Source organism: Flagellimonas olearia (genome assembly GCF_004150225.1).
Lineage (GTDB): Bacteria > Bacteroidota > Bacteroidia > Flavobacteriales > Flavobacteriaceae > Flagellimonas > Flagellimonas olearia.
Map to the genome: position 1 here is coordinate 630977 of NZ_ML142907.1, position 26810 is coordinate 657786.

Annotated in this window: 26 protein-coding genes and 1 other RNA gene; 20 read left to right on the forward strand and 7 right to left on the reverse strand. The window is 44.2% G+C overall.

All coding sequences use genetic code 11. The features are described from left to right. Positions 1–36: 36 nt before the first annotated feature. The 12 genes from DN53_RS02830 (at position 37) to DN53_RS02885 (ending at position 15075) form a co-directional block, all read left to right on the forward strand. The gene (locus DN53_RS02830; protein WP_129652896.1) at positions 37–2241 is read left to right on the forward strand and encodes a RelA/SpoT family protein; all 2205 of its coding nucleotides are present in this window, start codon (positions 37–39) and stop codon (positions 2239–2241) included. Between the two features lie 43 nt (positions 2242–2284). Continuing rightward, the gene (locus tag DN53_RS02835; protein WP_129652897.1) at positions 2285–2740 is read left to right on the forward strand and encodes a Fur family transcriptional regulator; all 456 of its coding nucleotides are present in this window, start codon (positions 2285–2287) and stop codon (positions 2738–2740) included. A 12-nt stretch (positions 2741–2752) separates the two neighbouring features. Then, a complete protein-coding gene (locus tag DN53_RS02840) occupies positions 2753–4021 on the forward strand; it encodes an adenylosuccinate synthase (RefSeq protein ID WP_129652898.1) in 1269 nt (422 codons plus the stop codon). A gap of 168 nt (positions 4022–4189) precedes the next feature. Beyond that, positions 4190–4666 (forward strand): Dps family protein, encoded by a 477-nt coding sequence (locus DN53_RS02845; protein ID WP_129652899.1) that lies wholly within the window; start codon positions 4190–4192, stop codon positions 4664–4666. Positions 4667–4763: 97 nt separating this feature from the next. Further along, positions 4764–6461, forward strand: a complete 1698-nt coding sequence (locus tag DN53_RS02850; RefSeq protein WP_129652900.1) for an OstA-like protein — start codon at positions 4764–4766, stop codon at positions 6459–6461. Next, on the forward strand, positions 6461–7657 hold the full coding sequence (locus tag DN53_RS02855) for an aspartate aminotransferase family protein (protein WP_129652901.1): 1197 nt from the start codon (positions 6461–6463) through the stop codon (positions 7655–7657). Before DN53_RS02850 ends, DN53_RS02855 begins: the two co-directional genes overlap by 1 nt. Positions 7658–7743: 86 nt before the next feature. Then, positions 7744–9144: a tetratricopeptide repeat protein gene (locus DN53_RS02860; protein ID WP_129652902.1), complete on the forward strand. Its 1401-nt coding sequence runs from the start codon at positions 7744–7746 to the stop codon at positions 9142–9144. Positions 9145–9167: 23 nt separating this feature from the next. Beyond that, the gene (locus tag DN53_RS02865; RefSeq protein ID WP_129652903.1) at positions 9168–10085 is read left to right on the forward strand and encodes a polyprenyl-phosphate transporter; all 918 of its coding nucleotides are present in this window, start codon (positions 9168–9170) and stop codon (positions 10083–10085) included. Between the two features lie 18 nt (positions 10086–10103). Further along, positions 10104–11141, forward strand: coding sequence for a DUF368 domain-containing protein (locus DN53_RS02870; RefSeq protein ID WP_129652904.1), 1038 nt, complete (start codon positions 10104–10106; stop codon positions 11139–11141). Next, positions 11095–11847, forward strand: a complete 753-nt coding sequence (locus tag DN53_RS02875; RefSeq protein ID WP_129652905.1) for a shikimate dehydrogenase family protein — start codon at positions 11095–11097, stop codon at positions 11845–11847. The genes DN53_RS02870 and DN53_RS02875 overlap by 47 nt, the downstream gene beginning before the upstream one ends. Positions 11848–11988: 141 nt before the next feature. Continuing rightward, positions 11989–14127, forward strand: coding sequence for a DUF349 domain-containing protein (locus DN53_RS02880; RefSeq protein ID WP_129652906.1), 2139 nt, complete (start codon positions 11989–11991; stop codon positions 14125–14127). 123 nt (positions 14128–14250) lie between these two features. After that, a complete protein-coding gene (locus DN53_RS02885; protein ID WP_129652907.1) occupies positions 14251–15075 on the forward strand; it encodes a class I SAM-dependent methyltransferase in 825 nt (274 codons plus the stop codon). A 3-nt stretch (positions 15076–15078) separates the two neighbouring features. Here the strand turns inward: DN53_RS02885 and rny are convergent, their stop codons facing one another. From rny to DN53_RS02905, 4 genes are all read right to left on the reverse strand, one after another. Further along, a complete protein-coding gene (gene rny, locus DN53_RS02890) occupies positions 15079–16650 on the reverse strand; it encodes a ribonuclease Y (RefSeq protein ID WP_129652908.1) in 1572 nt (523 codons plus the stop codon). 53 nt (positions 16651–16703) lie between these two features. Further along, positions 16704–16813, reverse strand: a non-coding RNA gene (gene ssrS / locus DN53_RS02895) — 6S RNA. A gap of 53 nt (positions 16814–16866) precedes the next feature. After that, positions 16867–17160, reverse strand: coding sequence for a cell division protein ZapA (locus DN53_RS02900; RefSeq protein ID WP_116218193.1), 294 nt, complete (start codon positions 17158–17160; stop codon positions 16867–16869). Positions 17161–17173: 13 nt separating this feature from the next. Then, positions 17174–17464, reverse strand: a complete 291-nt coding sequence (locus DN53_RS02905; protein WP_116218712.1) for a hypothetical protein — start codon at positions 17462–17464, stop codon at positions 17174–17176. 167 nt (positions 17465–17631) lie between these two features. On the opposite strand from DN53_RS02905, the gene DN53_RS02910 reads away from it, so the two are divergent. The 3 genes from DN53_RS02910 (at position 17632) to DN53_RS02920 (ending at position 20418) form a co-directional block, all read left to right on the forward strand. Beyond that, positions 17632–19323 (forward strand): M23 family metallopeptidase, encoded by a 1692-nt coding sequence (locus DN53_RS02910; protein WP_129652909.1) that lies wholly within the window; start codon positions 17632–17634, stop codon positions 19321–19323. A gap of 207 nt (positions 19324–19530) precedes the next feature. Next, on the forward strand, positions 19531–19758 hold the full coding sequence (locus DN53_RS02915) for a hypothetical protein (RefSeq protein ID WP_129652910.1): 228 nt from the start codon (positions 19531–19533) through the stop codon (positions 19756–19758). 9 nt (positions 19759–19767) lie between these two features. Continuing rightward, positions 19768–20418 (forward strand): hypothetical protein, encoded by a 651-nt coding sequence (locus DN53_RS02920; RefSeq protein ID WP_129652911.1) that lies wholly within the window; start codon positions 19768–19770, stop codon positions 20416–20418. Here the strand turns inward: DN53_RS02920 and DN53_RS02925 are convergent, their stop codons facing one another. After that, entirely contained in the window at positions 20419–21567 is a 1149-nt protein-coding gene (locus tag DN53_RS02925; RefSeq protein WP_129652912.1) for a cysteine desulfurase family protein, read from the reverse strand. A gap of 110 nt (positions 21568–21677) precedes the next feature. On the opposite strand from DN53_RS02925, the gene DN53_RS02930 reads away from it, so the two are divergent. Further along, the gene (locus tag DN53_RS02930) at positions 21678–22652 is read left to right on the forward strand and encodes a hypothetical protein (protein WP_129652913.1); all 975 of its coding nucleotides are present in this window, start codon (positions 21678–21680) and stop codon (positions 22650–22652) included. Between the two features lies 1 nt (position 22653). On the opposite strand, the gene DN53_RS02935 is transcribed toward DN53_RS02930, so the two are convergent. Continuing rightward, on the reverse strand, positions 22654–23205 hold the full coding sequence (locus DN53_RS02935) for a Smr/MutS family protein (protein WP_129652914.1): 552 nt from the start codon (positions 23203–23205) through the stop codon (positions 22654–22656). Between the two features lie 54 nt (positions 23206–23259). On the opposite strand from DN53_RS02935, the gene DN53_RS02940 reads away from it, so the two are divergent. The 4 genes from DN53_RS02940 to DN53_RS02955 are packed head-to-tail and all read left to right on the forward strand — an operon-like array spanning position 23260 to position 24604. Then, complete coding sequence (locus DN53_RS02940) at positions 23260–23586, forward strand: DUF2752 domain-containing protein (RefSeq protein WP_242502052.1); 327 nt, start codon at positions 23260–23262, stop codon at positions 23584–23586. 11 nt (positions 23587–23597) lie between these two features. Continuing rightward, positions 23598–23921, forward strand: coding sequence for a CCC motif membrane protein (locus DN53_RS02945; protein WP_129652915.1), 324 nt, complete (start codon positions 23598–23600; stop codon positions 23919–23921). A 16-nt stretch (positions 23922–23937) separates the two neighbouring features. Further along, the gene (locus DN53_RS02950; protein WP_242502053.1) at positions 23938–24225 is read left to right on the forward strand and encodes a CD225/dispanin family protein; all 288 of its coding nucleotides are present in this window, start codon (positions 23938–23940) and stop codon (positions 24223–24225) included. Beyond that, entirely contained in the window at positions 24209–24604 is a 396-nt protein-coding gene (locus tag DN53_RS02955; RefSeq protein WP_129652916.1) for a DUF2752 domain-containing protein, read from the forward strand. The genes DN53_RS02950 and DN53_RS02955 overlap by 17 nt, the downstream gene beginning before the upstream one ends. Here DN53_RS02955 and recQ read toward each other — a convergent pair. Beyond that, positions 24601–26802, reverse strand: a complete 2202-nt coding sequence (recQ, locus tag DN53_RS02960; protein ID WP_129652917.1) for a DNA helicase RecQ — start codon at positions 26800–26802, stop codon at positions 24601–24603. The genes DN53_RS02955 and recQ overlap by 4 nt on opposite strands. Positions 26803–26810 lie beyond the last annotated feature (8 nt).

Genomic DNA, 26810 nt, shown 5'->3' on the forward strand with positions numbered 1-26810 from the left:
GTTTAGCTGTAAAGATTGTGCTAACTTTAATATACTATGACGGAGGCAGCCATTGAAAAAGAAAACAAAGAGATTGCCAAGCAATACAAAGAATTGCTTCGCATCAGCTATCAGACCTTGTCCGATGAGGATAAAAAACTGATACGCTCCGCCTTTGACGTGGCCGTGGACGCCCATAAAGAACAACGTCGAAAATCTGGTGAGGCCTATATTTTCCATCCCATAGCCGTGGCCAAGATCGTGGCCTCCAAAATAGGCCTGGATGCCGTTTCCATTGCCTCTGCCCTACTTCACGATGTAGTTGAGGACACTCCCTATACCTTAGCGGATATTGAGCGTATGTTCGGCGAAACCGTGGCCCGTATCGTGGATGGACTTACCAAGATAGCCCACCTCAAAAAGGATATGGACATTAGTCAGCAAGCGGAGAATTTCCGAAAAATGCTATTGACCCTGCATGACGATGTCCGGGTAATCATCATCAAGATTGCCGATCGGTACCACAACATGCTCACCATGGATTCCATGCCCGAGCACAAGCAAGTAAAAATTGCTTCGGAAACCCTGTATATCTATGCCCCATTGGCTCACAGGATTGGTCTGTACAACATCAAGACTCACTTGGAAGACCTCGCCTTGAAGTATACGGAACCCGAAGTATACAAGGATATTCAGGCAAAAATCGAGGATTCTGAAGAGGACCAAATGGCCTATATCGAGGATTTTTCCAACGTCATCCGAAACTCGTTGGACAAGGAGGGCCTCAATTATTACATCAAAGGGCGGATGAAATCCATTTTCTCCATCCGAAGAAAGATGAAGGCCCAAAATGTCTCCTTTGACGAGGTGTACGACAAGTTTGCCATACGGATCATCTATAAATCCGATCGCAAGAATGAAAAATTTCTGGCATGGAAAATCTATTCCATTGTCACAGATCACTTCACCCCCAACCCCGTTCGACTCAGGGACTGGATCACCTCACCAAAATCCACGGGATATGAGGCATTACACATCACCGTAATGGGCCCAAAAGGCCGATGGGTTGAGGTACAGATACGCAGTGAACGGATGCATGAAATAGCCGAAAAAGGTTATGCCGCACACTTTAAATACAAACACGGGGACCAAAAAGAACAGGGGATTGAGGGATGGCTCAACCGCTTACAGGAAGCTTTGGAAAGTGCCAATGGCAATGCCGTGGACTTTGTGGAAGAGTTCAAACTCAACCTGTATTCCAAGGAAATTTTTGTGTTTACCCCCAAAGGGGACTTGAAATCCATGCCCAAAGGAGCCACCGCCTTGGACTTTGCCTTCCACATCCATACCGAAATAGGCATGAAAACCCGTGGGGCCCGAGTTAATGGAAAGCTGGTACCCCTAGGCACCCAGCTCAAGAGTGGGGACCAAGTGGAGATCATCACCTCGGAAAGTGCCAAACCCTCACAGACTTGGTTGGACTATACCCAAACGGCAAGGGCACGTTCCAAGATCAAATCCTCTTTAAGTGAGGAAAAGAAAGCTGTTGCCGCCGAAGGAAAGGAAATCCTGCGCAGAAAGTTAAAGTCACAAAAAATAACCTTGAATGAGGATGCCATCAACAAGTTGGTCACCTATTTTAAGTTAAAGACAAGTCTGGACCTTTTCTATCGGGTGGGTATCGGGGTCATAGACAATGATAAGCTAAAGGATTTCGCCTCATCCTATCATAACGCCTTCCTTAATTTCTTCAAAAACAAAATCCGAAGGAGTCCTGCCCCCAAGGATGTTGACAAGGATGAAATCACCATCAAATATGACATGCTCGTATTTGGCAAGGAAGAGGAAAAGCTGAACTATAAGCTCTCGCAGTGCTGTAATCCCATTCCGGGTGACGATGTTTTTGGTTTTGTAAGCGTAAACGATGGCATTAAGGTGCACAAGAAGAATTGTCCCAACGCCATTTCATTACAATCCAACTACGCCTATCGAATCATGTCGGCCAAATGGATAGATTCCACACAAGAAGAGTTTTCAGTGGACATAAAATTGACCGGGATCGACAATCTGGGATTGGTCAACGACATTACCCGAATCATCTCGGACAATATGCACGTGAACATGCGCAGCCTCAACTTTAATGCGGACGGCGGCACTTTTACCGGAAAGATCACCTTGGTAGTGAAAAACAACAACATCCTAAAAAAGTTGATGGATAATCTTAAGCGGGTCGAGGGAATAGATAAAGTGACCAGAATTTAATTTTTAGCTGTACCTTTGTGCATTAGCATAGGTAGAGAAAGCCATGGGGAACAATAAAAATCAGGAAATCGTAAAAAACGTGTTCACTGCCTTCCTTGAGGAAAAAGGACACCGCAAAACACCGGAACGCTACGCTATCCTACAGGAAATCTATGAGAGTGATGACCACTTTGACGTGGAATCCCTCTACATCAAGATGAAAACCAAAAACTACCGGGTAAGCCGGGCCACGCTCTACAATACCATAGAATTGCTGATGGAATGCAAACTGGTACGCAAGCACCAATTTGGAAAAAGTCAGGCGCAATACGAGAAATCCTATTTTGATCGCCAGCACGACCATGTGATCTTGACCGATACCGGTGAGGTGGTTGAATTCTGCGACCCTCGCATTCAATCCATAAAGAAAACCATTGAGGAGGTTTTCGACATCAAGATCAGCAATCACTCATTATATTTCTACGGCACCCGAAACAAAGAAGAAAACCTAACAGAATAACCGACACATTTCATGGTAGATTTATTGCTTGGACTCCAATGGGGAGACGAAGGAAAAGGAAAAATTGTTGATGTACTGACCAAGGAATACGATATCATAGCCCGTTTTCAAGGGGGGCCAAACGCCGGCCACACCTTGGAGTTCGATGGTATTAAACACGTATTGCACACCATCCCTTCCGGGATTTTTCACAAAAATGCCATCAATATTGTGGGCAACGGAGTGGTCATAGACCCCGTGATCTTTAAAAAGGAACTGGAAAATCTGGATCAATTCAACATTGATATTGTATCCAAGCTATTGATATCCAGAAAAGCACACCTGATCCTACCCACCCACCGTTTATTGGATGCCGCTTCGGAAGCCTCCAAGGGAAAGGCCAAGATCGGATCTACCCTTAAGGGTATTGGCCCTACGTATATGGACAAGACCGGGCGTAACGGAATGCGAGTGGGCGATCTGGAATTTGAGGACTGGAAAACCAAATACCGTGCCTTGGCGGACAAGCACGAGGCCATGATCAACTTCTACAACGTGGAAATAGAGTACAATTTGGCCGAACTGGAAGCCGAATTCTGTGAAGGTGTGGAAAGGTTGAAAACACTGACTTTTATAGACAGCGAGGAATATATTTTCAAGGCTCAGGCCGAAGGCAAAAAAATATTGGCCGAAGGCGCACAAGGCTCCTTATTGGACATCGACTTTGGTACCTACCCTTTCGTGACTTCATCCAACACCACGGCCGCAGGAGCCTGTACCGGTTTAGGGGTAGCCCCTAACAAGATTGAAAGGGTATTGGGTATTTTTAAAGCCTATACCACACGTGTGGGTAGCGGACCTTTCCCTACAGAACTTTTTGATGCCGATGGCGAGACCATGGGTCGGGTAGGCAACGAATTTGGCGCCACCACAGGAAGACCAAGACGTTGTGGATGGCTGGATTTGGTGGCATTGAAATACGCCGTACAAATCAATGGGGTTACTGAATTGATGATGATGAAGGCAGATGTACTCAGCGGCTTTAAAACCATCAAGGTCTGTACTGCATACGACTACAATGGCGAAAAAATCAATCATTTGCCCTACAACATTGAGGAGAAGAACGTGACCCCCATTTATGAGGAACTAAAAGGTTGGGCCAAAGATCTTACCCAAATGACCAAAGCAGAAGAACTCCCTGCTTCCCTAAATGACTATATCTCATTTTTGGAAGAACACCTTGGGGTTCCCATTAAAATTGTTTCCGTAGGTCCTGATAGACTTCAGACCATACACAGATAAACTTTTAAGGAAAGGTTAAAACAACCCTGAACACGCCAAATGAAACTACTGTTTTCGAAGGCCGTTCAGGGTTTCTTTGTGACTTAAGTCACTTCCCGGAAAACCTATTTCCCGTAAATTCGCATCAGTAATAAAACATCAAAATCGTAACACGTAAAAGAAAATATTATGTCAAACCTGAATCAAATTGGTCTCGATAAAAAAGCTTCAAACGCATTGTCCGAAAAACTGAACGAACTTCTGGCGAACTACCAGATTTTCTATATGAATGCAAGAGGGTTCCACTGGAACATCAAAGGGGAAAAGTTTTTTGAACTGCACTTGAAATTTGAGGAACTTTACAATGATTCCCTCCTAAAAATCGATGAGATTGCGGAAAGAATCCTGACCCTTGGATTTACCCCGCTCCATACCTTTTCCGATTATTCCGAGCTATCCACCATCAAAACTGCCAAAAACGTATCCGACGGTAAAGAAGCGGTAAGCCAAATTTTAAGCGGATACGAGGTGCTTCTACCCTTGGAAAGGGAACTTTTGGAAATGTCCGGCGACTCCAACGATGAGGGCACCAATGCCTTGATGAGCGATTATATCCGGGAACAGGAAAAGCTGGTCTGGATGTATTCTGCCTACATGAATGGATAGCAAAATCAAGACAATCCTTTGTCCAAATCCCAAAGCTTTCTAAAGTCCATGGGCAACTTGCTTTAAAAGTCATACTTTTGGACAAAATTCTGCGGATTTGAAAAGGATTTCTTTTTTCATTTTGGTCCTTTCCTTTTGTATAGCGACGGCTCAGGAGGAAGCACCACAGACCCAAGGTAGGCAAATCAATATTGTATATGGGGCCAACTTCACCAAGAATGAGGCTGAATATCCAGGAGCGTCCATTTTTAGCAAGGATGATGAGCGCCAGGTACAGTTTGAACACCAAGGAGCCGATTTATGGTGCGATATCGCCATCTTCTATTCCAAAGAGAACAGACTGAGGGCAGTGGGCAATGTTCGGCTGCAACAGGGCGATTCCATTGAAATGAACAGTGCAAGATTGGACTGGAACGGCAATACCAGTTTGGCCAAGGCATGGGAGAACGTAGACCTTTCCGATGGCAAAATGACCCTGACCACGGACACCCTCTATTTTGATCGGGAAAAACAGATTTCCTACTACAATTCAGGGGGAAAGGTAGTGGACTCGGTCAATGTGCTTACCAGCAAAATTGGCACCTACTTTACCGAACTGAAAAAAGTCCAGTTCAAGAACAAGGTCCATATAGACAATCCTGAGTACATCATCGACTCGGAGCAATTGGATTACTACAGGATTTCCAAAAACGTATACATGTACGGCCCCTCCACCATTACGGGGGAAGATTACAAAATTTACTGTGAGCGCGGTTTTTACGATACCAAGGTGGAGCAGGGTTATGGGATAAAAAACACCCGAATTGATTACGACAATAAAATCATCAGAGGGGATAGTCTTTATTTTGATAAGGCCACGGAGTATGCCTCGGCCACCAACAACATCAAAATCACGGACACAATCAACGATGGGGTCATAAAGGCACACTATGCCGAAGTGTTCAAAGCCAAGGATTCTGTTTTTGCCACCAAAAGGGCCGTTTCCATCAGCTTGGTCCAAAACGATTCACTGTACATGCATGGGGATACCCTCATGGCCACGGGCAAAACCGATGAACGGATCGTGCGCGCCTTCCGCAATGCCAAATTTTACAAAACCGATTTGAGTGGAAAATGCGATTCCATCCACTTCAGTGAAAAAACCGGTATCACCCAATTGATCACCAATCCCATACTTTGGAACGTGGACAATCAAATTACAGGAGACAGTATTCATCTGATTTCGGACCTGGAAACGGAAAAACTGGATTCCCTCAAAGTGTTGGAAAATGCATTTATCATCTCGTTGGACACCATCAGCGGAACAGGCTACAACCAGGCCAAGGGAAAGGACCTTTTTGGAAAGTTCATTGAAAATGAACTTAAGATCATAGACTTGGTCAAAAACACCGAGGTCATTTATTACGTGTACAACGATGACGAGGAACTCGTTGGTATTGATAAGACCATTTGCAGTAAAATACGCTTGCTCATGGCCAATAACGACATTGAGGACATTACCTTTTTTGTAAACCCCGATGGCGATATTTTCCCCGAAAAGGATTTACCTGTTGAAAGTAGAAAATTAAAAGGCTTCATCTGGCGTGGTGATGAACGCATCCGGTCCAAGGATGAAATTTTTGATGAAGATGACAACAACATCGAACTGGTAAAGATTCGGGGCATTGAAAACCCCATTGATATTGATGCCGAGGAAGAGGAGCGGAGCAAGAATGAAAACGACCCCGTCAACAACATCAATTCCAAAGCCACAAAACCTAAAAAGACACAGGTCCAGAAAGTGCAGACCCCCTAATGTCAAAAGCGGACTTTTTTACATATCAGGCGCAGACTTCCCCACACCCCTTGGGCTTGGAAATTTCCCATGCCAAGGGCAGCTACATCTATGATACGGACGGCAATGCCCATCTGGATTTTGTAGCCGGTGTGTCCGCTTGCGGATTGGGTCATTGTCACCCAAAAGTGGTGAAGGCCATAAAAGACCAAGTAGACCGCTACATGCATGTCATGGTCTATGGCGAATACGTTCAGCAGCCTGCTGTGGAGTTCACTAAACTACTGGCAGCACACCTTCCCAAGGATTTGGAGACCACTTATTTGGTCAACTCTGGAACCGAAGCCATGGAAGGTGCCCTAAAATTGGCCCGAAGATATACGGGGCGAACCCAAATCATTGCAGCTCACAGGGCATATCATGGCAATACCATGGGAAGTTTGAGCATCATGGGCTTTGAGGAGCGTAAAAGTGCATTTAGACCCCTGCTGCCCGATATTCGGTTCATCAACTTCAATGCTATTGAAGATTTGGAAAAAATCACGGACAAGACCGCTGCTGTGGTTTTAGAGACCATTCAGGGAGGTGCCGGCTTTATTCTCCCCCAAAATGGATATCTGCAAAAAGTCCGGGAGCGTTGTAACGAGGTAGGAACCCTCTTGATCTTGGATGAAATACAACCTGGATTTGGGCGTACCGGAAAGCTCTTCGCCTTTGAGCATTTTAATTGCATCCCTGATATTTTGGTAATCGGAAAAGGAATGGCATCGGGATTGCCCGTTGGCGCCTTTGTGGCCTCCCACCAAATGATGTCCACCCTTCAAGACCATCCCAAACTGGGACACATTACCACTTTTGGCGGAAATCCCGTCATAGCCGCTGCCAGTTTGGCTACTTTACAGGAAATCACTGGATCACAGCTTATTGAAGACACCCTTGAAAAAGAAAAACGGTTCCGAAAGCTTTTGGTACATCCTTTGATTGAAGAAATACGGGGCAAAGGATTAATGCTCGCCTTGCTATTGCAAAACAAGGAAATCGTTGATCATTTGATCCTGACCGCCGCCAAGGAAGGATTGATTCTTTTTTGGTTGCTCTTTGAGCCAAAAGCGGTTCGGATATCGCCCCCATTGACCATTTCAATGAAAGAAATTGAGAAAGGTTGCGACCAAATTCTCGACATTTTAAACCGCTATAAACCGGCCACTGTTAACTAATTTGTTGATAACATACCCCAAAGTTGGACCAATTCACCTATGCAAACGGTTAATTTTAAGTCCATAGTCAAACCAAACAAGTTCCTATGGCGTTAGATTCTAACGAACATCCTGACAAATCCATTAGCAAATTCGAGTCCATGCTTCGGACAGATGATGTCTACTTTTTTGATGCAGAGGACTTTGAAGAGATTATTCACCACTACCTCAACAACGGTAAAATTTCCTTGGGCAAAAAGGCCATCCAAATTGGGTTGGAGCAACATCCAAATTCCCTTGAATTGAAGTTGTTACAGGTAGAAGTACTTGCTTTTGAAGACAAATATGAGGCCGCTGAAAAGTTGTTGGACGAAATCCAAAACCTGGATGCCTACAATGAGGAAATCTATATACAGCGTGCCAACCTGCAATCCAAGCAAGATAACCATCAAGAAGCCGTAAACCTGCTTTTGGAAGCCCTCCATCTTACAGATGACAGCTTTGATATCCATTCCCTGTTGGGCATGGAATACCTGTTCATGGACGATTACGAGAAGGCCAAACGAAGCTTTATGAAATGTGTGGAGTATGATGACCGCGACTATTCATCGCTCTACAACGTGGTGTACTGCTTTGAGTTTTTGGAGGATTTTGATGGGGCCATCCACTATTTAAACGATTATTTGGAGCGAAATCCCTACTGTGAGGTCGCTTGGCACCAATTGGGCAAAATGTACTATGCCATGGAGATGTACCCAGAGGCGTTGACCGCTTTTGATTTTGCGGTCATCTCCGATGATTCCTTCATTGGCGCTTATTTTGAAAAAGGGAAAGTGCTCGAAAAATTGGGGCGTTACAATGAGGCCATTGAAAACTATGAGACCACCATCACCATAGAGGACCCTACCTCCCACGCTTTCCTGCGATTGGGAAAATGCCATGAAAAATTGGGCAATACGGATTTGGCCAAATATTACTACTACAATACCGTGCATGAAGACCCCTTATTGGACAAAGGATGGTTGGCCATTACCGACTTCCATTTTAGTTTGAAGGATTATGAGAAAGCATTGTACTACATCAACAAAGCCATAAATATTGACGGGGAAAACACCCTGTATTGGAAGAAGGCTGCAAAGATCTATTTCGCCATGGAAAATTATGACGAAGCTGATTTTGCCTACAAACAAACCGTAGATCTAGGGAACTATGAGTTGAGCACTTGGAGAAACTGGGCTGAAACGCTCAAGAGGATCGGGGATTTGAATTCTTCCATCCAGGTAGCCCTCCAAGGACTGGAGTTTTACCCGGAAAATCCAGAACTCACCTACAAATTGGCCGGGCTCTACCTGAAAAATGGGGAAATGGCGGAGGCCAAGAAAAAATTGGCAGAGGGTATCCAATTGGATATGGACAAACTGCAACTGTTTGATGAAGAATTTCCTGAGTTCAGTGAAATCAAATGGGTAAAGGCCTTTGTATCCAAAATCAAGAAGACCTCTACCTAACCTAAAAATCACATCCCAAATCCATGCAAGTACGACGATTAGCCGACTATATCATTATTACCCTTAAAGGAATGGCCATGGGGGCCGCAGATGTTGTGCCCGGGGTCTCGGGAGGCACCATCGCATTTATCTCCGGTATTTATGAAGAGCTTATTTCGTCCATCAATACCATAAATCCATCATTGATTCAGGTAGTGCGCAAAGAGGGCATAAAGTCCGCTTGGAACAAAATCAATGGCAATTTCCTGCTTTCACTTTTTCTCGGAATTTTTATTAGTGTGCTCTCTCTGGCAAAATTCCTAAGTTGGCTGCTGGACAACAAACCTGTTCTACTCTGGTCATTTTTCTTTGGACTGGTCCTGGCCAGTATCTTTTTTGTTGGGAAGGAAATAACACGATGGACTTTGGGTACGGTGGTAATTTTGATTTTTGGCACTGCCTTGGCCTATTTCATCACGGAACTTCCCGCCAGCGAGAACATCGACAGCTTACCCTATCTTTTCATGTCAGGAGCATTGGCCATCTGCGCCATGATCTTACCCGGAATTTCAGGAGCCTTTATTTTGGTACTGCTGGGGTCGTACAAAACCATCTTGGACGCTGTTCATGAACGCGACATAAAGATAATCCTGACCGTGGGACTAGGTGCCATTTTGGGATTGTTAAGCTTCGCCCGTTTGCTCAAATGGATGTTCAGCCATTATAAAAACCTGACGCTGGCCTTATTGACCGGTTTCATATTGGGTTCGTTGAACAAAATCTGGCCGTGGAAAAAAGTGTTGGAAACCAAGACCTTTGGCGATAAGACCATTGTTGTGGACGATATCAATGTCTGGCCCTCCGCCTTTGAAGGGGACAATCAGTTAATCCTTGCCATAATCCTAGCCATAATCGGTTTTTCCCTTATTTTTATCCTGGAAAGGGTAGCTTCCAAAAAATAGACAAATCGAATTGGGCAAATGCATCAACCTAGAACATTTCTGGATAATTTCTTTTTGGTCATCAAAGGTCTCTGCATGGGGGCGGCCAATAAGGTGCCAGGGGTTTCAGGCGGCATTGTGGCCTTTGTGGGCGGATTTTATGAGGAATTCATCTATTCACTCCAAAAACTCAACTCAAAGGCCGTTAAATTGCTTTTCAATGGTCGGTTCAAGAGTTTTTACCAATACACCAATGCCCAGTTTTTAATGCTCCTCATTTTTGGGATGTTGGTGAGTTATTTCAGTGTTTCCCGAATCTTGGATTATTTCTTGGAACACAACGAACTTTTCGTTTGGGCCACCTTTTTTGGGATGATATTGGGCTCCATCTACTACATTGGCAAAGATTATGAGGATTGGAACCAAAGGACCATTCCCGTGGGAATTGTAGGCCTGTTGATTGGAATTTCAATCAGTTTTTTAAATCCGGCCACGGAGAACGATAACCTGTTTTTTATCTTTTTCTGTGGAATCATCAGTGTTTCGGGAATGACCCTCCCCGGACTTTCTGGGTCTTTTATATTGATTCTTCTAGGGAATTATGTCCTGCTATTGGTCGATTCCGTAAACGCACTCTACGATACCTTCTCCGACATTTTCGCAGGGGATTTTGGTTTTTTGAACAACGCGGAACGAATGCAGACCCTAAAAATATTGGGCATATTCACCTTGGGTTCGGCAACCGGACTGGTCACTTTTTCCCATTTGCTCAGTTATGTCCTCAAACACTATAAAGCCTCCACAACGGCAGCCATCTTAGGGTTTATTACCGGTTCTTTAGGGGTATTGTGGCCTTGGAAACGTACCATGTACAAAATGAATGCCATGGGAAATCCATTATTGGATTCAAATGGCGACAAGATAATCCTCAATTACGAACGCTATCTTCCCAATTTGGGCCTTCCGGAAACATGGTGGGCCATACTTTTTGTGATTTTGGGAATTTTGGTATTATTGCTCTTGGACTGGTATGGAAAAAGCAGAAAAGAAAGAAAACAGGTACGGACTACTCGGTAAAAACATTTCATACTCCTTTTCCCAAGGATATTTTACCCAAAAATTCAAGGACTTGGGGTTGAACGACCACAGTTATGAAAACTTTGACCTTCAGGAAATCACCGAACTGGAGCAAGTCCTGTCCCAAAACCAGCTCAAAGGGCTCAACGTGACCATCCCCTACAAAGAAGAGGTCATCCCCTATTTGGATGAAATGGATGCCCAAGCCGAAAAAATAGGTGCCGTGAACACCATTAAATTCACCAAGCAGGGCCTAAAAGGTTTCAACACCGATGCGCATGGTTTTAAAAAATCATTGGAGCCCTTTTTAAAGCCCCACCATACCAAAGCCCTTATTCTTGGGACTGGGGGAGCCTCCAAAGCTGTGCGTTACGTATTGGATGAACTGGGCATAACCAACACTTTTGTCTCAAGAACCAAAAAAGAGGGGCAGCTCTCCTATGGCGAATTGGATGGGAACATCCTTGGGGAATACACCCTGATCATTAACTGTACTCCGCTGGGCACCCACCCCAATGTGGAGAACAAACCCGACTTGCCGTATCAGTTGATTGGAAATGACCATTTGCTGTACGACCTTATCTACAATCCCGAAAAAACCACTTTTTTGGCCCTTGGAGAGGCCAATGGGGCTGCCATCTGCAATGGGTTGAAGATGTTGCAATATCAGGCGGAAAAAGCATGGGAAATCTGGAATACCCCCTAAAAAAAGCGAAAAACATACCGTTCAGGGCAATCGATACAACAAAAAAGTTGTGCAAAAGAAGAATCAATACTTTTGCTATTAGACAATTAAGTTGCTAAATTGGCTATAATTATCATCAATCCAACGGTAAAGAGACTACTAATGCAGGAAAATGAACATAAACTTCAGCAAGCTGAAGGTGGCGCAGAGAACATATCGGACACTACAAAAAAAACCTTGGAAGAAAGCCCCATTTCTGAACCAAAACCATCCGACAATGCCGTTCCTGAACAAATAGAGAACACAACCCCCAAAGACAGCCCGGAGGAGACCGGAGATGCAGAAGCTGAAAAAGTAGTCAGCCAGGAGGCTTCGAACACTTCAGATGAAAGTGCTGCCGAGCAAACCGAGGATACCAAGTCCGAAGATAATACCCCGCCCGATTCCGAGGATTCCAATGAGGCAATCGATGAGATTGATGCCGACAATGCCGAAGATGCCGAGGATTCCGACAATGAAAAAAGGCATTTTATCCCCATGTTGGATTACCACTCCATGTCCATGGAAAACCTGGTAGGTGAACTCCAGCGATTGGTGCGGAATGAAAAGATACAAGCCATTGGCAAACATGTAAGTTCCATTAAATACGAGTTTGACCAAAAATTCCAGGAGTTTTTGGAACACAAAAAGGAGGAGTTTGTTTCCAAAGGAGGAAACGAAGTGGATTTTAAATACAACTCCGTGGCCAAAAGGCAATTCAATGAGGTGTATTCGGACTATCGTGAAAAACGGGACCACTATTACAAGCAATTGGAGCAGACCCTTAAGGACAACCTCCAAAAGCGCTTGGACATCATTGAACAACTGAAAGGACTCATTGATGTTGAAGAGGACATCAATACCACTTACAAAAACTTTAAAGACCTTCAGGAAAACTGGAAAAATGCCGGTCCGGTACCACGGACCAGTTATAATGATGTTTGGCGCACCTACCACCACCATATGGAAATCTTCTATGATTTCCTGCACTTGAACCGTGAGTTGCGCGACTTGGATTTTAAACACAATTTGGAGGAAAAACTCAAATTGGTGGAACGTGCCGAAGGATTGGTCAATGAACCCGACCTGACCAAGGCCTTTAGGGAACTACAGACGCTTCACAAAATCTGGAAAGAAGATATAGGCCCTGTGGCCAAGGAACAGCGAGAAGAAGTCTGGGAGCGTTTCAGCAACGCTACCAAGGCCATGCACCAGCGTAGGCAAGAACATTTTCAAGAACTGGAAAAGGTCTATGAAAAAAACCTTGAAAAGAAACAGGAAATCATTGGTAAAATCGCCAGTATTGCAGAAAATGTAACCGAAAACCATAGAGCGCTTCAGCAACAGATCAAAGAGGTAGAAGCTCTCAGGGACTCCTTTTTTAAAGCTGGAAAAGTTCCCCAAAGGGTCAATGAAGAAACTTGGAACGCCTTTAAGGAAGCTGTACGGAAGTTCAACAGGAACAAGAACGCGTTCTACAAAAATCAAAAAAAGGAGCAACACCAAAATCTGGAAAAGAAAAGAGCTTTATTGGAACTGGCCACTTCATTGAAAGACAGTGATGACTGGAGTGCGGCAACCCCAGAAATGAAGCGTATCCAGAGTGAATGGAAAAAGATTGGCCATGTGCCCAGAAAGTATTCCGACAAAATCTGGAACGAGTTCAAAAATGCCTGCAACCATTATTTTAATCGCTTGCACGCCGAAAAGAACGAGAGCCATAAAGAGGAGTATGAAAACCTTGACAAGAAAATGGCCTGCTTGGACCGCCTTCGGGATTTTCAATTGAGTGGGGACCGTGAAAAGGATTTGGAGACCCTGAAAAAATTTCTGGCCGAGTGGAAGGAGTATGGGCGTATCCCCTACAACAAAAAACACATTAACGGTAAGTTCAACAAGATCACGGATGCCCTTTTCAATAAATTGGGCATAGGAAAACAGCAGACCGAACTGCTCAAGTATGGCAATAAGGTACAGGAACTGGCCAAAACCGAGGATAACCGGGCCATTGGCAATGAACGGGTCTTTATTAGACGTAAAATTGACGAAAGCAAATCCGAAATACGACAATTGGAGAACAATCTTCAGTTTTTCTCAGGAGATTCAGAAGACAATCCGTTGGTGAAACAGGTAGTCGATAACCTGAACAAGCAGAAAGACGCCCTCCAAACTTGGAAGGAGAAACTTAAAAAGCTGAACATTCTAGAGAACAAATTGAACAGGGAAGCGGAAGAAGAGGAAAATTCATCCGAGGAAGAATAAGCCGCCAACTCCTTCTTTAAACGTATTCAGTCTCCCTAAAGGATTCTGCCAAAGTCTTGTAAGAATCTCAAGATTCCCCCTACTAATCCCATTCATTGGGATTAAACCCGTTAATACCAAGATATGGATGCATTGAACCAAAGCATTGAGGCCCATTATCTCAAGGAAAATCTTTATGGGGAGATTTTAAACAGATTGAAAGAGAAAGGCGTGGACCTAAATCACGTACAGCGCAGCGACATTGCCGGAGTGGACGAGTTCCATGTGCGTGGTGCTGCAGTCTCCAAGGAATTGGCATCCACCCTTCCCCTGAAAGGTCTGAAGGTATTGGATATGGGCAGCGGTCTTGGAGGTCCTTGCAGGCTGCTTGCGGACGAATATGACTGCCATTCCACAGGGATTGATTTGAGCACGGAGTTTGTCAATACGGCCAATGCCCTGTCCAAATTGGTAGGGCTTTCCCAAAAGACCCATTTTGTACAAGGCAGCGCCACAGAACTTCCTTTTGAAGACAACTCCTTTGATGTGGTCTGGACCCAACATGTACAGATGAACATTCCGGACAAACAGAAATTTTACAGCGAAGCGTACAGGGTGTTACGCCCCAGTGGACACTTTTTGTATTATGATATTTTCAGAAAAAACGGTGACCTTGTCACGTACCCCATGCCCTGGGCGGCCCATGAAGGATTAAGTTTTCTCTTCAAAGGTGAAGAAATGGCGAAAATAATGGCAGAACTGGGCTTCACTTTAAAATCAAAAACAGACCAAACCGAAGCTGGTATTGAATTCTTCACCTCTCTTTTAGCCCGAATCAAGGCATATGGACCTCCAACTCTGGGCTTGAATGTTCTGATGGGGGAATCCACCAAACCAAAGCTTACCAACCTTTTGGAACACTTCCAGAAAGGCGTATTGCTATTGGAAAGCGGCGTTTACCAAAAGTAAGCCTTATTTAGCCACGTTCACCGAACGGGTCTCACGAATCACAGTCACCTTTACCTGACCTGGATAGGTCATATCCGTCTGTATCTTTTGTGAAATTTCAAAGGAAAGTTCAGCTGCCTTGTCATCGTTTACCTTTTCGCTTTCCACGATTACACGAAGCTCCCTACCAGCTTGAATGGCATAGGCTTTTTGCACCCCATTGAATCCAAAGGCAATGTCCTCCAAGTCCTTCAAACGTTGAATATAGGAGTCCAAAACTTGTCTACGGGCTCCCGGGCGGGCTCCACTAATGGCATCACAGACCTGAACAATGGGTGATATCAAAGTAGTCATTTCAATCTCATCGTGGTGAGCTCCAATCGCGTTGCACACTTCTTTCTTTTCACCATACTTCTGGGCCCATTGCATTCCCAAGATAGCGTGGGGTGTTTCCACTTCCGCTTCGGCCAAAGGCACTTTTCCAATATCGTGCAGTAGCCCGGCGCGCTTGGCAATTTTTGGGTTAAGTCCCAATTCGGCTGCCATTACCCCACAAAGCTTGGCCACTTCCCTAGAGTGCTGCAACAGGTTCTGGCCATAGGAGGACCGATATTTCATACGTCCAACCGCCTTGATCAATTCAGGGTGTAGACCATGGATACCCAAATCTATGACGGTACGCTTTCCTATTTCGGCAATCTCTTCATTGATTTGCTTCTCGGTCTTTTTAACGACCTCTTCAATACGTGCCGGATGGATTCGTCCATCGGTCACCAAACGGTGGAGGGACAGACGGGCAACCTCTCTCCGTACCGAATCAAAACAGGATAGGATAATGGCCTCTGGCGTATCATCCACAATGATTTCCACTCCCGTGGCCGCTTCCAAAGCCCTGATATTTCTACCCTCACGTCCAATGATGCGTCCTTTGACGTCATCGGACTCCAAATTGAAGACGGAAACGCAGTTCTCCACAGCCTCCTCAGTACCTATTCTTTGGATAGTATTGATCACAATTTTCTTGGCCTCTTGTTGGGCAGTAAGCTTGGCCTCTTCCAACGTAGTTTGCAGATAGGCCATGGCATCCGACTTTGCGGTTTCCTTCAAGGATTCCAACAATTGGCTCTTGGCATCCTCAGCGGAAAGCCCAGAAATCACCTCCAATTGTTGCACTTGGCTTTTGTGCAATTTTTCAACTTCGGATTGTTTCTTCTCAAGGATTTCACTTTTATAGTCAACCTCCTTGATCTGCTGCTCCAATCGCTCGTTCAATTTTTTGTTCTTGGCGAGCTCACTGCTTACCTGCGACTCCTTGTCCCTGGTCCTCTTCTCCGCCTCACCAATCTTCTTATCCTTATTAATGATGACCTTCTCGTGCTCGGCCTTTAGTTCCAAGAACTTTTCCTTGGCCTGGAATATCTTATCCTTTTTAATGCTCTCTCCCTCCTTCTGTGCCTCTTTTATGATATCCGATGCCTCTTTTTTGGCATTGGAAATCACTTTGGTAGCCTTTCCCTTCTCCATCATCTTGGCTATGGCAAATCCTATTGCCAGCCCTACAACAGCCGCCGCAACAATTATTATGATATTATCCATGTCGATTATGTTTGGTTATAAAAAAAAAGCCCACATTGGTCGAAGTTTTGTACAAACTCCAAATTACAGGTTTAGGGCTAACAAGCTGCTCAAGGATCCCTATACAGGTAGGGCCTGCTTTTACAACCTAAACTCACCCTCTTGAATTATAATAGTGTTGAGTTTGTCAAAAAAATGATACCAACGTGGGCAGTAACATTGTTTATTTTAAAGAACTTATTCCCCTAGTTTGGAATACACCAAATCGTTCAGGGCCTTGAGCCGTTCCATGGCGGCCTTTGTTCCTTCGGACTGGTCTATTCCGCCTTGCTCTATTTTTGAAGCGAACTGTAAGGCACACATGGCCAAAACGTCCTGCTTGTCCCGAACCGCATAGTTTTGCTCGAACTTTTTGACCAAACTTTCTATGTTTTTGGCCGCTTTCCGCAATCCTTCCTCCTGTTTGGGATCTATCGTCAACGGATATACCCTATCAGCAATGGAAAGCTTTATTTTGAGCTTTTCTTCCATCTTATCGGTACTATCAATCCGCTAATTTGGCAATGCATACATCCAATTCACGGATCAACGTATTTATTTTGAGCTTAGCTTCTGTCTTGCTAGTATTACTACCCAGCATCGTGTTTGCCATTTTTAAGGAATTGTACTTTTCTTCCCATTCCAGAACGGCTTCCTGTATGCGTTTGTTTTCTTCCTTTTCCAGGTTCAATTCTTCTTTCAACTTGGCATTCGCCTGATGCAACAATTCCATTTTGTGCAACAGTTTGCTCACTTTGTTTTCCAAAGAATCAACAATCTCAACAAGTTCGCCCATATATGCAAACATCAATGCGTATCACACAAAGTTAACCAACCTTGGGTAACTTCGCAATACTTTTTGGATTTATTCTTAAAGCACTAATTTAACCCCATGGACCCATGTTTGACCCTTTTTACAAATCAAAACATTGGTTATTTTCGTATTTAATTATAAAACATTGTATGCGTCTCAATTTTTTTGGAGTCTTCTTTTTGCTTTCCCTGATACTTGTTGCACAAGAAAAATACCCTACGAACACTTTTCGGTCCCCTTTGGAAATCCCAATGGTCCTTGCCGGCACTTTTGGGGAGTTACGGTCCAACCACTTTCATTCCGGAATAGACATAAAAACCCAACAACGGGAAGGTCTGCCCGTTCTCGCGGTTGCCGATGGCACCGTGACCCGGATAAAAGTTTCGCACTGGGGGTACGGGAAAGCCCTCTATATAGCGCATCCTAGCGGACACACCTCGGTTTATGGCCACCTAAAAAAGTTTGGTCCCGAAATAGAAGAGTACGTAAAAAAAATCCAGTACGACAAACAGTCCTACGAAGTGGAAATATTCCCTGAATATGGTGAGTTAAAGGTCGACAAAGGTAACATAGTTGCCTTTTCCGGGAATACGGGGGGATCCTCCGGCCCACACCTCCATTTTGAACTACGAAGCAGTGTTTCCGAAAAACCTACCAACCCTCTACTCTATGGTTATGAGGTAAGGGATGCCACAGACCCTTCCTTGGTGGGACTCTTTGCTTACCCCCTATCCAATGACGCTTTGGTGAACCGGAGCGCCCAAAAAATACAGCTGAATTTTACCAGACAAGCCGATGGTTCTTTTTTGGCCGATAAGGTCACTGCCCTTGGCACCATAGGTTTTGGAATCAACAGTTTTGACCGCCAAGACATGGCCGCCAACCAAAATGGCGTCTATGCCGTTAAGCAAACCGTAAATGGCCGGGTCTATCTGGAATATGATTTTGAATCGTTCTCCTTTGGAGAGACGCGCTACATCAACACCTTGATAGATTATGCCCATTTCGGAAAATATCGGCAGCGCATCCAAAAATGTTTCAAGGAACCTTATAATCATCTGAGCATTTACAAAACCCTCTACAACAATGGAAAAATAGATATTGAAGAGGGGATGTCCTATACCGTGGAATTGCTGATTTCAGACATAGAGGGCAACGAAACCAAACTTATTATCCCGGTTGAAGGAAAGCAAGAGGCCGTTAAAATCAAAAAAGATGATACCACCACCAAGGATTTTATCATTGCGGACAAACCCAACAACTTTGACCTTGGGGCTGCCAAGGTCTACTTTCCAGCAAACACCTTTTATGAGGATTTTTACATGAACCTGCAAAAAGGCAAGGACACCATTACCATACACGACAACAGTGTTGCGGCCCACCGAAACTTCACCATCAGCTTTGACCCCTCCCAATACCCTTTGGAGGAAAGAAGACAATTGTTCATAGCCCGTTTGGATGACCATATGAGACCCTCCTATTCCAAAACCTATAAGCGGGACGGCTCCTTTACCACCCGAACACGGGCTTTGGGAATGTACACTCTGGTAAAGGACAGTGTTGCCCCTACCATATCCCCAAAAAACTTCAAGGAGCAACAATGGCTGAGCAATTATAGCTACCTGAGCTTGAAAATTTCGGATGACCTTAGTGGAATAGACACCTATTCCGCCACCATAAATGGCAAATGGGTCTTAATGGAGTATGAACCAAAGACGAATACCATTACCTACAATTTTGATGACAAGATCTTGAACGACACTCAATGTGAGCTCAAAGTAACCGTTACGGATAATGTAGGCAACTCCAGTACCTATACGGGCATCTTTTTTAGAAAATAACAGCTTGATTCACCCCAAGTCCATAGTCGTATTTTTAGTGATGCTTTGTACGGTGACGCTCCAAGGACAAACAGCCACGGTTTTTGGTACTGTTTTGGATGAAAACCATTTACCGATATCCAATGCGAATATTGTTTCTGGAAATAAAGGGACAATGCGGATCCTTACGATTTTCAGAATAGATTAAGAGATTATAGAAGGGCCAATATGGGAATTTCCTATATTTTTGCAAACGAAAAAAACAAACATCCTGAAGGACATTGGCTCCACAAGTTCAAGGAGTTCAGCGTTGGTTTTGAAATTTTTAATGTGTTCAACAACCAAAATTCCATAACCAATACTTGGGTGAGGGACGTAGATACCCATAGGCAATTTGCCGTACCCACTTACCTGACAAGCCGAGTCCTTAATCTCAAGTTTGAGATGCGATTTTAAATGCAACTGATGAAAAAAATCCTTCCTCTTATCCTGTTTTTTACCGTTTCCTTGGCAATGGCCCAGAAGAACATCTATGAGAACATAAATTTTGACGAACTCACCGAAGACCACCGTGTGCTGGCCATCATCCCTTTTATTGCCCATTTGGAACTCAAGGAAGCTGTGGACCATGATGAACTAAAAACATTGGCCCAAAGGGAAGGATATGCGGTACAGAATGCTTTGGAAACCTATTTTTCGAAACGGAAAAAACGGAAAAAGTTCAATGTGGACTTTCAAAATGTAGCCAATACCAATGCCATTCTTGCCCAGAACGGGATCGATTACAACAATCTTGACATCCATACTACCCAGGAGCTGTGCGACATTCTCAAAGTGGACGGCATTATCAGCGGCAACCTCAACCTTAATATCCTGTTATCCGAAGGAGTACCCACCAATTTTAGCCTCTTGGACTACTTCAGTGGAGATGCCAATTATGGCAGGATCGGGGTGAAGATAAGCGATGGTGAAACCGGAAAGCTGTTGTGGAAATACGAAAACGAAATCACCAAAAAAACAGGCAAGAACACCACGGAACTCATTGACAAGATGATGAAGACCGCTTCGCGAAAATTCCCTTACGACAAAGAAAAGAAGCGCAAGAACAAAGGTTGATCAACTCTCGGCGAACTCCTTGAGCACCCCAATGGTATAATCCAGTTCTTCCTTGGTGTTGTATTTGGAGAAGGAAAAACGCAAGGAAGGCTTTTCCAATTCCGCATCCGAAAGAATCTCGGTAAGTACATGCGACCCTAAATTGCTGCCAGACTGGCAAGCACTCCCTTTTGAACAGGCAATCCCTTTCATATCCAAATGGAACAACAACATCAACCCCTTTTGTTTGTCAAAGGGCAAACGCACATTGACCAGGGTGTAAGTACTTTTCTCCATGTCTCCTGAAAGACCGTTGAAGACGACATCGGGAATTTCTTGTTGTATTTTTTCTATAAAATATTGCTTGAGCTCTCTGACCAACTGGGTTTCTTCCTCTAAATCCTCATAAGCCCTAATAAAAGCCTCTTCCAAGCCCACAATATTATGAAAAGGTTCGGTACCCGCCCTGTGCCCACGTTCTTGGGATCCCCCAAAAATCAATGGTTTCAATCCCGAGTTTTTTCGAATAAAGGCAAAACCAATTCCCTTTGGCCCATGAAACTTATGGGCGGCCGCGGTCATAAAATCTATGGAAATTGTTTGCACATCCCATGGATAATGCCCAATGGATTGCACGGTATCAGAATGAAAAAGTGCGCTGTGCTCCTTGCATAGGGCACCAATGGCCTCTATATCAATAATATTACCTATCTCGTTGTTGACATGCATTAAACTGACCAACTTTTTGGATTCATCCTGTTTCAAAAGACGTTCCAAGTGATCCATTTTAGGATTACCCACCTCATCCAAGTCCACATAGGCCACGGTAATACCATACTCTTTTTCAAGTTCTTCGGCGGTATGGAGCACGGCATGATGCTCTATTTTGGAAGTGATGATGGTTTTGACATCCAAATCCCTTACGGCACAACGCAAAATCATATTGTCCGCCTCAGTTCCTCCAGAGGTGAATATAATTTCCGAAGGTTGGGCGTTCAAGGTTTTGGCAATGGTTTTGCGTGCTTTTTCCACTGCGGTCTTGGCGGATCTACCGTAACTATGGGTAGAGGACGGATTACCGTAGAATTGGGCAAGCGCCTCTTGCATCCGTGCAATTACCTCATCCCTTACCTGCGTTGTGGCAGCGTTATCCAGGTATACTTTTTGCATAGTCCAGTTGTCAAGTTAAGTGGGTCAAAAATAGGGGAAATAAAGTTAATTTCTTTTAAAGTAAATCCTAGGTTTGGGGTATTATATTGGAATTGCTTTAAATTTGGCGCATGAGAAAACTTTTCTTTTTAGGTGTTTGCTTTACAATATTTTGGTCTTGCAGTGATGGTGACCTACAAATCGAGGCTATTGATTTTGACGAAGGCTCCATTCAGTTCTGCTCGGGCCAAGAGGACATTGAAACCACATTGTTCTTTAAAATAAATACCAGTGAGGCCCTGATCTTGGACCTCCAGTCCAACCTTATAAAAAATGAACCTTCCCAAAGTCCCATAACCAGTAGCATAGGTAGTCAATCCAGCTTGACCTACAGGTTCTTTTCGGGAGAGGTGGCCAGTTCCTATTTCTGTAGTGAAATCCCCCCGGCTTCCCCAACGGTCATTGAAGAAATCAATGCAACCGATGGAGTGGTCCAAATCATAAGCACCTTGGATACAGTGACCCGATCCACCAAAACCTACAACCATGTCTTTACCATTACCGAGGTTGTATTGACCAATGGGTCCAATGAAAGCATCATAGATCAAACCGGAATAGATTTCGGGGATTACGAGACCAGTGTGGAGAGTAGTGTTGGACTCATATTCACCAACTTTGAAGATATTTCCATCAACTCATGTGGGGTTTCCAATGACCAAATTGTTTTATCAAAGGTTCTTAAAGACGAGTTCCTCTCTTTGACCATGCCCGTCTCTTTGTTGGAAAATGTAGAAACCGGGGACACTCCCAGGGAAATGGATTTATCCGAAACTATAGTGTTCAGGAATGGTATTTCCAGTTCCATTTTGTCCTCGGAAACCGTTTGTGCTGGAATCGATACCTCAGAACTTAAAAATGAGTTTTCCACCACGGAAGGCAAGATATCGGTAACCACCACCGCATCGGAACCTGATGAAAATAGCATTGTGACCTACACGCATACCATTTCATTGACCAATTTTGTGCTTCAGGACATGAATGGTTCCAGTGCCGGCACATTTGAGGAAGCCTATGTTTTTGGTACGTTCACCACTACCTCGGAATAGCCTAAGCATTCTGAAAAATATAGACCTCAGTGGCACCTAGCCCATATTTTTGGTAATCGGCATCGTAGTATTTGATGTTCTCGTACTGCTTAAAAAGATAGTACAACTCTTCCTTTAGAATGCCCTCGCCCACCCCATGGATAAAAACCACTTTCTGTATCCGCTTGGCAATGGCAAAATTCAACTGTCTTTTGGCGGTTTCCAGTTGTAGGTTGAGCATATCAAACTTTTCAAGGCCTTTGGTCGATTTCACCAATTGATGAATGTGCAGGTCCACTTCCATTTTGGGTGCATTCCGTTGTTTGGGCTTTGCGGTTGGGCCCGTTTTTCGTTTGGGCCGTTCTTTTTCCTTTTTCACTTGGGCCACCTCAAAATTGGAAACCCTGATATCTCCAGATACTTTTACCAACTCCTTAATGGGAAACTGCATGGGGAAACCTTCTGGGGTGACAATGGTCGCCATATTGTCCGAAATGGCCTCCACCGTTCCGGAAATGGCCTCATCCAAGACCTCTACCCTATCCCCAATTGTAATACCCTCACTATGACCCATCTTAAAAAAATGCCAAAAAAGTTAATCCCATAAGCAAAAATAATAGTATTTTTCTTGACCTTTATAGCAACCATGAACCTATCACTGACCATTCAAGCACTTCGTTTAAATGATTACATGCTACCTTGCCTCAACAAGGAATTGCTTGGATTGGATTGCCCAGGTTGTGGCCTGCAACGCTCCGTTTCATTATTATTGAACGGGGAACTTTGGGCCGCTTTCAAAATGTACCCTGCACTGTTCACATTACTTCCACTGTTTGTAGTACTGATCAGCGGTGAGGTATTTCATATGAAGTATAGTAACCGTTTGGTCATTGGGCTCAGCATTGCAAGTGTTGCGCTCATATTGATCAATTACACCATAAAACTGATATTATAAAACTTTACATCATGGAACAAAAAAAATTACCCAACGTTACCTTGGCCTTGGTTTTGGCCATTTTATCCTTGCTTTGCTGCTGCTTTGGAGGAGCACCCGGACTAATTTTGGCGGCCATAGCTTTCTTCTTGGTCAAGAAAGATGAAAAGTCCTATGCCGAGAATCCGGAGGGATACTCCAACTACAGCACCTTGAAAACGGTAAAGATCCTTGCCATCATAGGAATGGTGCTGGGTCTACTTTATCTTATCTACACCTTTTGGTCAATCAACCAAATGGGAGGCTGGGACGGCTATATGGAACGTGTCAATCAAATGATGGAACAATATCAATAAATAATCAATCATAACAATGGAGAATAACCAAAACATGCCGGCTAAACCAAACAACTATATGGTTTTGGCCATCTTAAGTACCATTTTCTGCTGTATTGCAACAGGAATTGCCAGTATCATTTATGCTTCCAAAGTAAATGAATGCTACGCCAGAGGTGAATACGCAGAAGCAGAAAAAGCTTCAAAAAATGCAAAGATGTGGGCCTTCATCGGAATCGGTATTTCCGCTTTGGTCTGGATCATCTATATTGCCTTTTTTGGATTTGCGTTTTTAGGAGCCATGTCCAATGCGGGTAGCTACTAAAAAAACACTGTTTATAGGATTGGGAGTATTGTCCATCGGGGCAATACTCCTTTACTTTTCATTCAATCCAGAAAACGGGTTGTTATTTCCCAAATGTCCCATACATGAATACCTAGGGATCTATTGTTCCGGCTGCGGAAGTCAAAGGGCCATTCATGACCTGTTACATTTACGTATCGGGGATGCCGTGAGCCACAATATTCTGATATTGCCCGCACTGTTTGTGCTCGCACAACACTTTCTTGTAAAGTTTGGGATTCTTAACGGGAAAAGTCTATTGAATTATCGGTATGCCCCTTTGGTATTGCTGGCCGTTGTATTGCTTTTTATGGCACTCCGTAACTTAAAAATCGGACCTTTTGAATATTTGGCCCCTTAGTTGGCCACTTCGCTAATAAACTTGAGACGGTACAATCTAAGCTCATCATCTTCATAATCGCCATCAAATTCCTCAATGGCCTGTGAAATGGAATCCGTATCGGCCTCCAAAAAGTATTCGTGAATTTCTTCCTGTTGGTCTTCATCCAAAATTTCATCGATCCAATAGCCTAGGTTCAATTTTGTGCCACTAAAGACAATCTGCTCCATTTCCTTTATGAGCTCTGGCAGTTCCAACCCCTTGGCCGAGGCAATATCGTCCAAAGGCAATTTGCGGTCCACACTTTGGATCACATATAATTTCAAGGCCGAATTGGCCCCTGTACTCTTTACCACAAGGTCGTCTGGACGCATAATGTCATTTTCCTCCACATACTTGGCGACCAATGCCACAAAAGGCTTTCCATATTTTTTTGCCTTTCCTTCCCCTACGCCCTGGATATTGAGCATCTCTTCCATGGTGATGGGGTATTTAAGGGACATATCCTCCAAGGAAGGGTCCTGAAACACCACAAAAGGAGGAACGCCTATTTTTTGGGCTTCTTTTCTTCTGAGGTCCTTCAACAATTTTAACAGGTTATCATCGGCACTGCCTCCGGCAGATTTCCCAGCTGTAACCACCGCTTCATTGCCGGTCTCGGTATACTCGTGGTCCTTGGTCATCATGAAGGATTCGGGATTATTTAGGAATTCCTCCCCAGCTTGGGTCAGATTCAAGATCCCGTAGCGCTCTATTTCTTTTTTCAGTAACCCGGCCACCAGTACTTGTCGCACCAAGGCCATCCAATACATTTTATCCTTGTCTTTCCCAATCCCAAAAAATGGCTTTTCATCGGTCTTGTGCGATGAAATCATGGCATTTACCTTACCCACCAAAACCTTTACGATTTCTTTGGTCTTGAACTTTTCATTGGTATCCTTTACCACCCGCAGAAGCTTCACCACCTCTTCCATGGCCTCTTCTTTGGGTTTGGGGTTTCTGGCATTGTCATCCATATCTGCCCCTTCCCCATCTTTCTCATCAAATTCTTCCCCAAAATAATGCAGGATGAATTTTCTCCGTGAAATGGACGTTTCGGCATAGGCCACGATTTCCTGCAACAGGGCATTGCCTATTTCTTGTTCGGCCACGGGTTTGCCGGACATGAACTTTTCCAGTTTCTCCACATCCTTGTAGGCATAAAAGGCCAAACAATGTCCTTCACCGCCATCCCTACCGGCCCTACCGGTTTCTTGGTAATAGCTTTCTATACTCTTTGGAATATCATGATGGATGACAAAACGTACATCCGGCTTATCTATCCCCATCCCAAAAGCAATGGTAGCTACCACTACATCCACTTCCTCCATTAGGAACATATCCTGATATTTGGAACGTGTCTTGGCATCAAAACCGGCATGATAGGGTACGGCGCTGATACCATTCACCTGAAGCACTTGGGCCAACTCCTCCACACGTTTTCTGCTCAAACAATAAATGATACCGGATTTTCCCTGGTTCTGCTTTACATATCGAATTATATCCGCATCCACATTTTGGGTCTTCGGGCGGACCTCATAGAACAGATTGGGCCTATTGAACGATGCCTTGAACACTTTGGCATCGGTCATCCCCAAATTTTTGATGATGTCTTCCTGCACCTTTGGTGTGGCTGTGGCAGTAAGTCCAACGATGGGAATATCATCCCCCAATCGGTTGATGATTCCTTTCAGATTTCGGTATTCCGGCCTAAAATCATGACCCCATTCCGAAATACAGTGGGCTTCATCCACCGCAACAAAGGAAATGGTGACACTTCGTAAAAATTCTATGTTCTCTTCTTTGGTCAAGGATTCCGGAGCCACGTACAGCAGTTTGGTAAGACCATTGGTCATATCTTCCTTCACCTGTTTCACTTCGGTCTTGGTCAAGGACGAGTTGAGCACGTGTGCTATGCCCGGTTCCTCGGATATTCCCCGAATGGCATCCACTTGGTTCTTCATCAAGGCGATCAAGGGCGATATGACGATGGCCGCCCCCTCTTTCATAATGGCCGGGAGTTGATAGCACAACGACTTACCCCCACCTGTTGGCATGATCACAAAAGTGTCATTCCCCTCAAGCACGTTCTGTATTACATTTTCCTGAAGTCCCTTGAACTTTGAAAAACCAAAAATCTTTTTTAGTGAGGTATGCAACTCAGTATTCGTAAGACTCATTTCAGCAT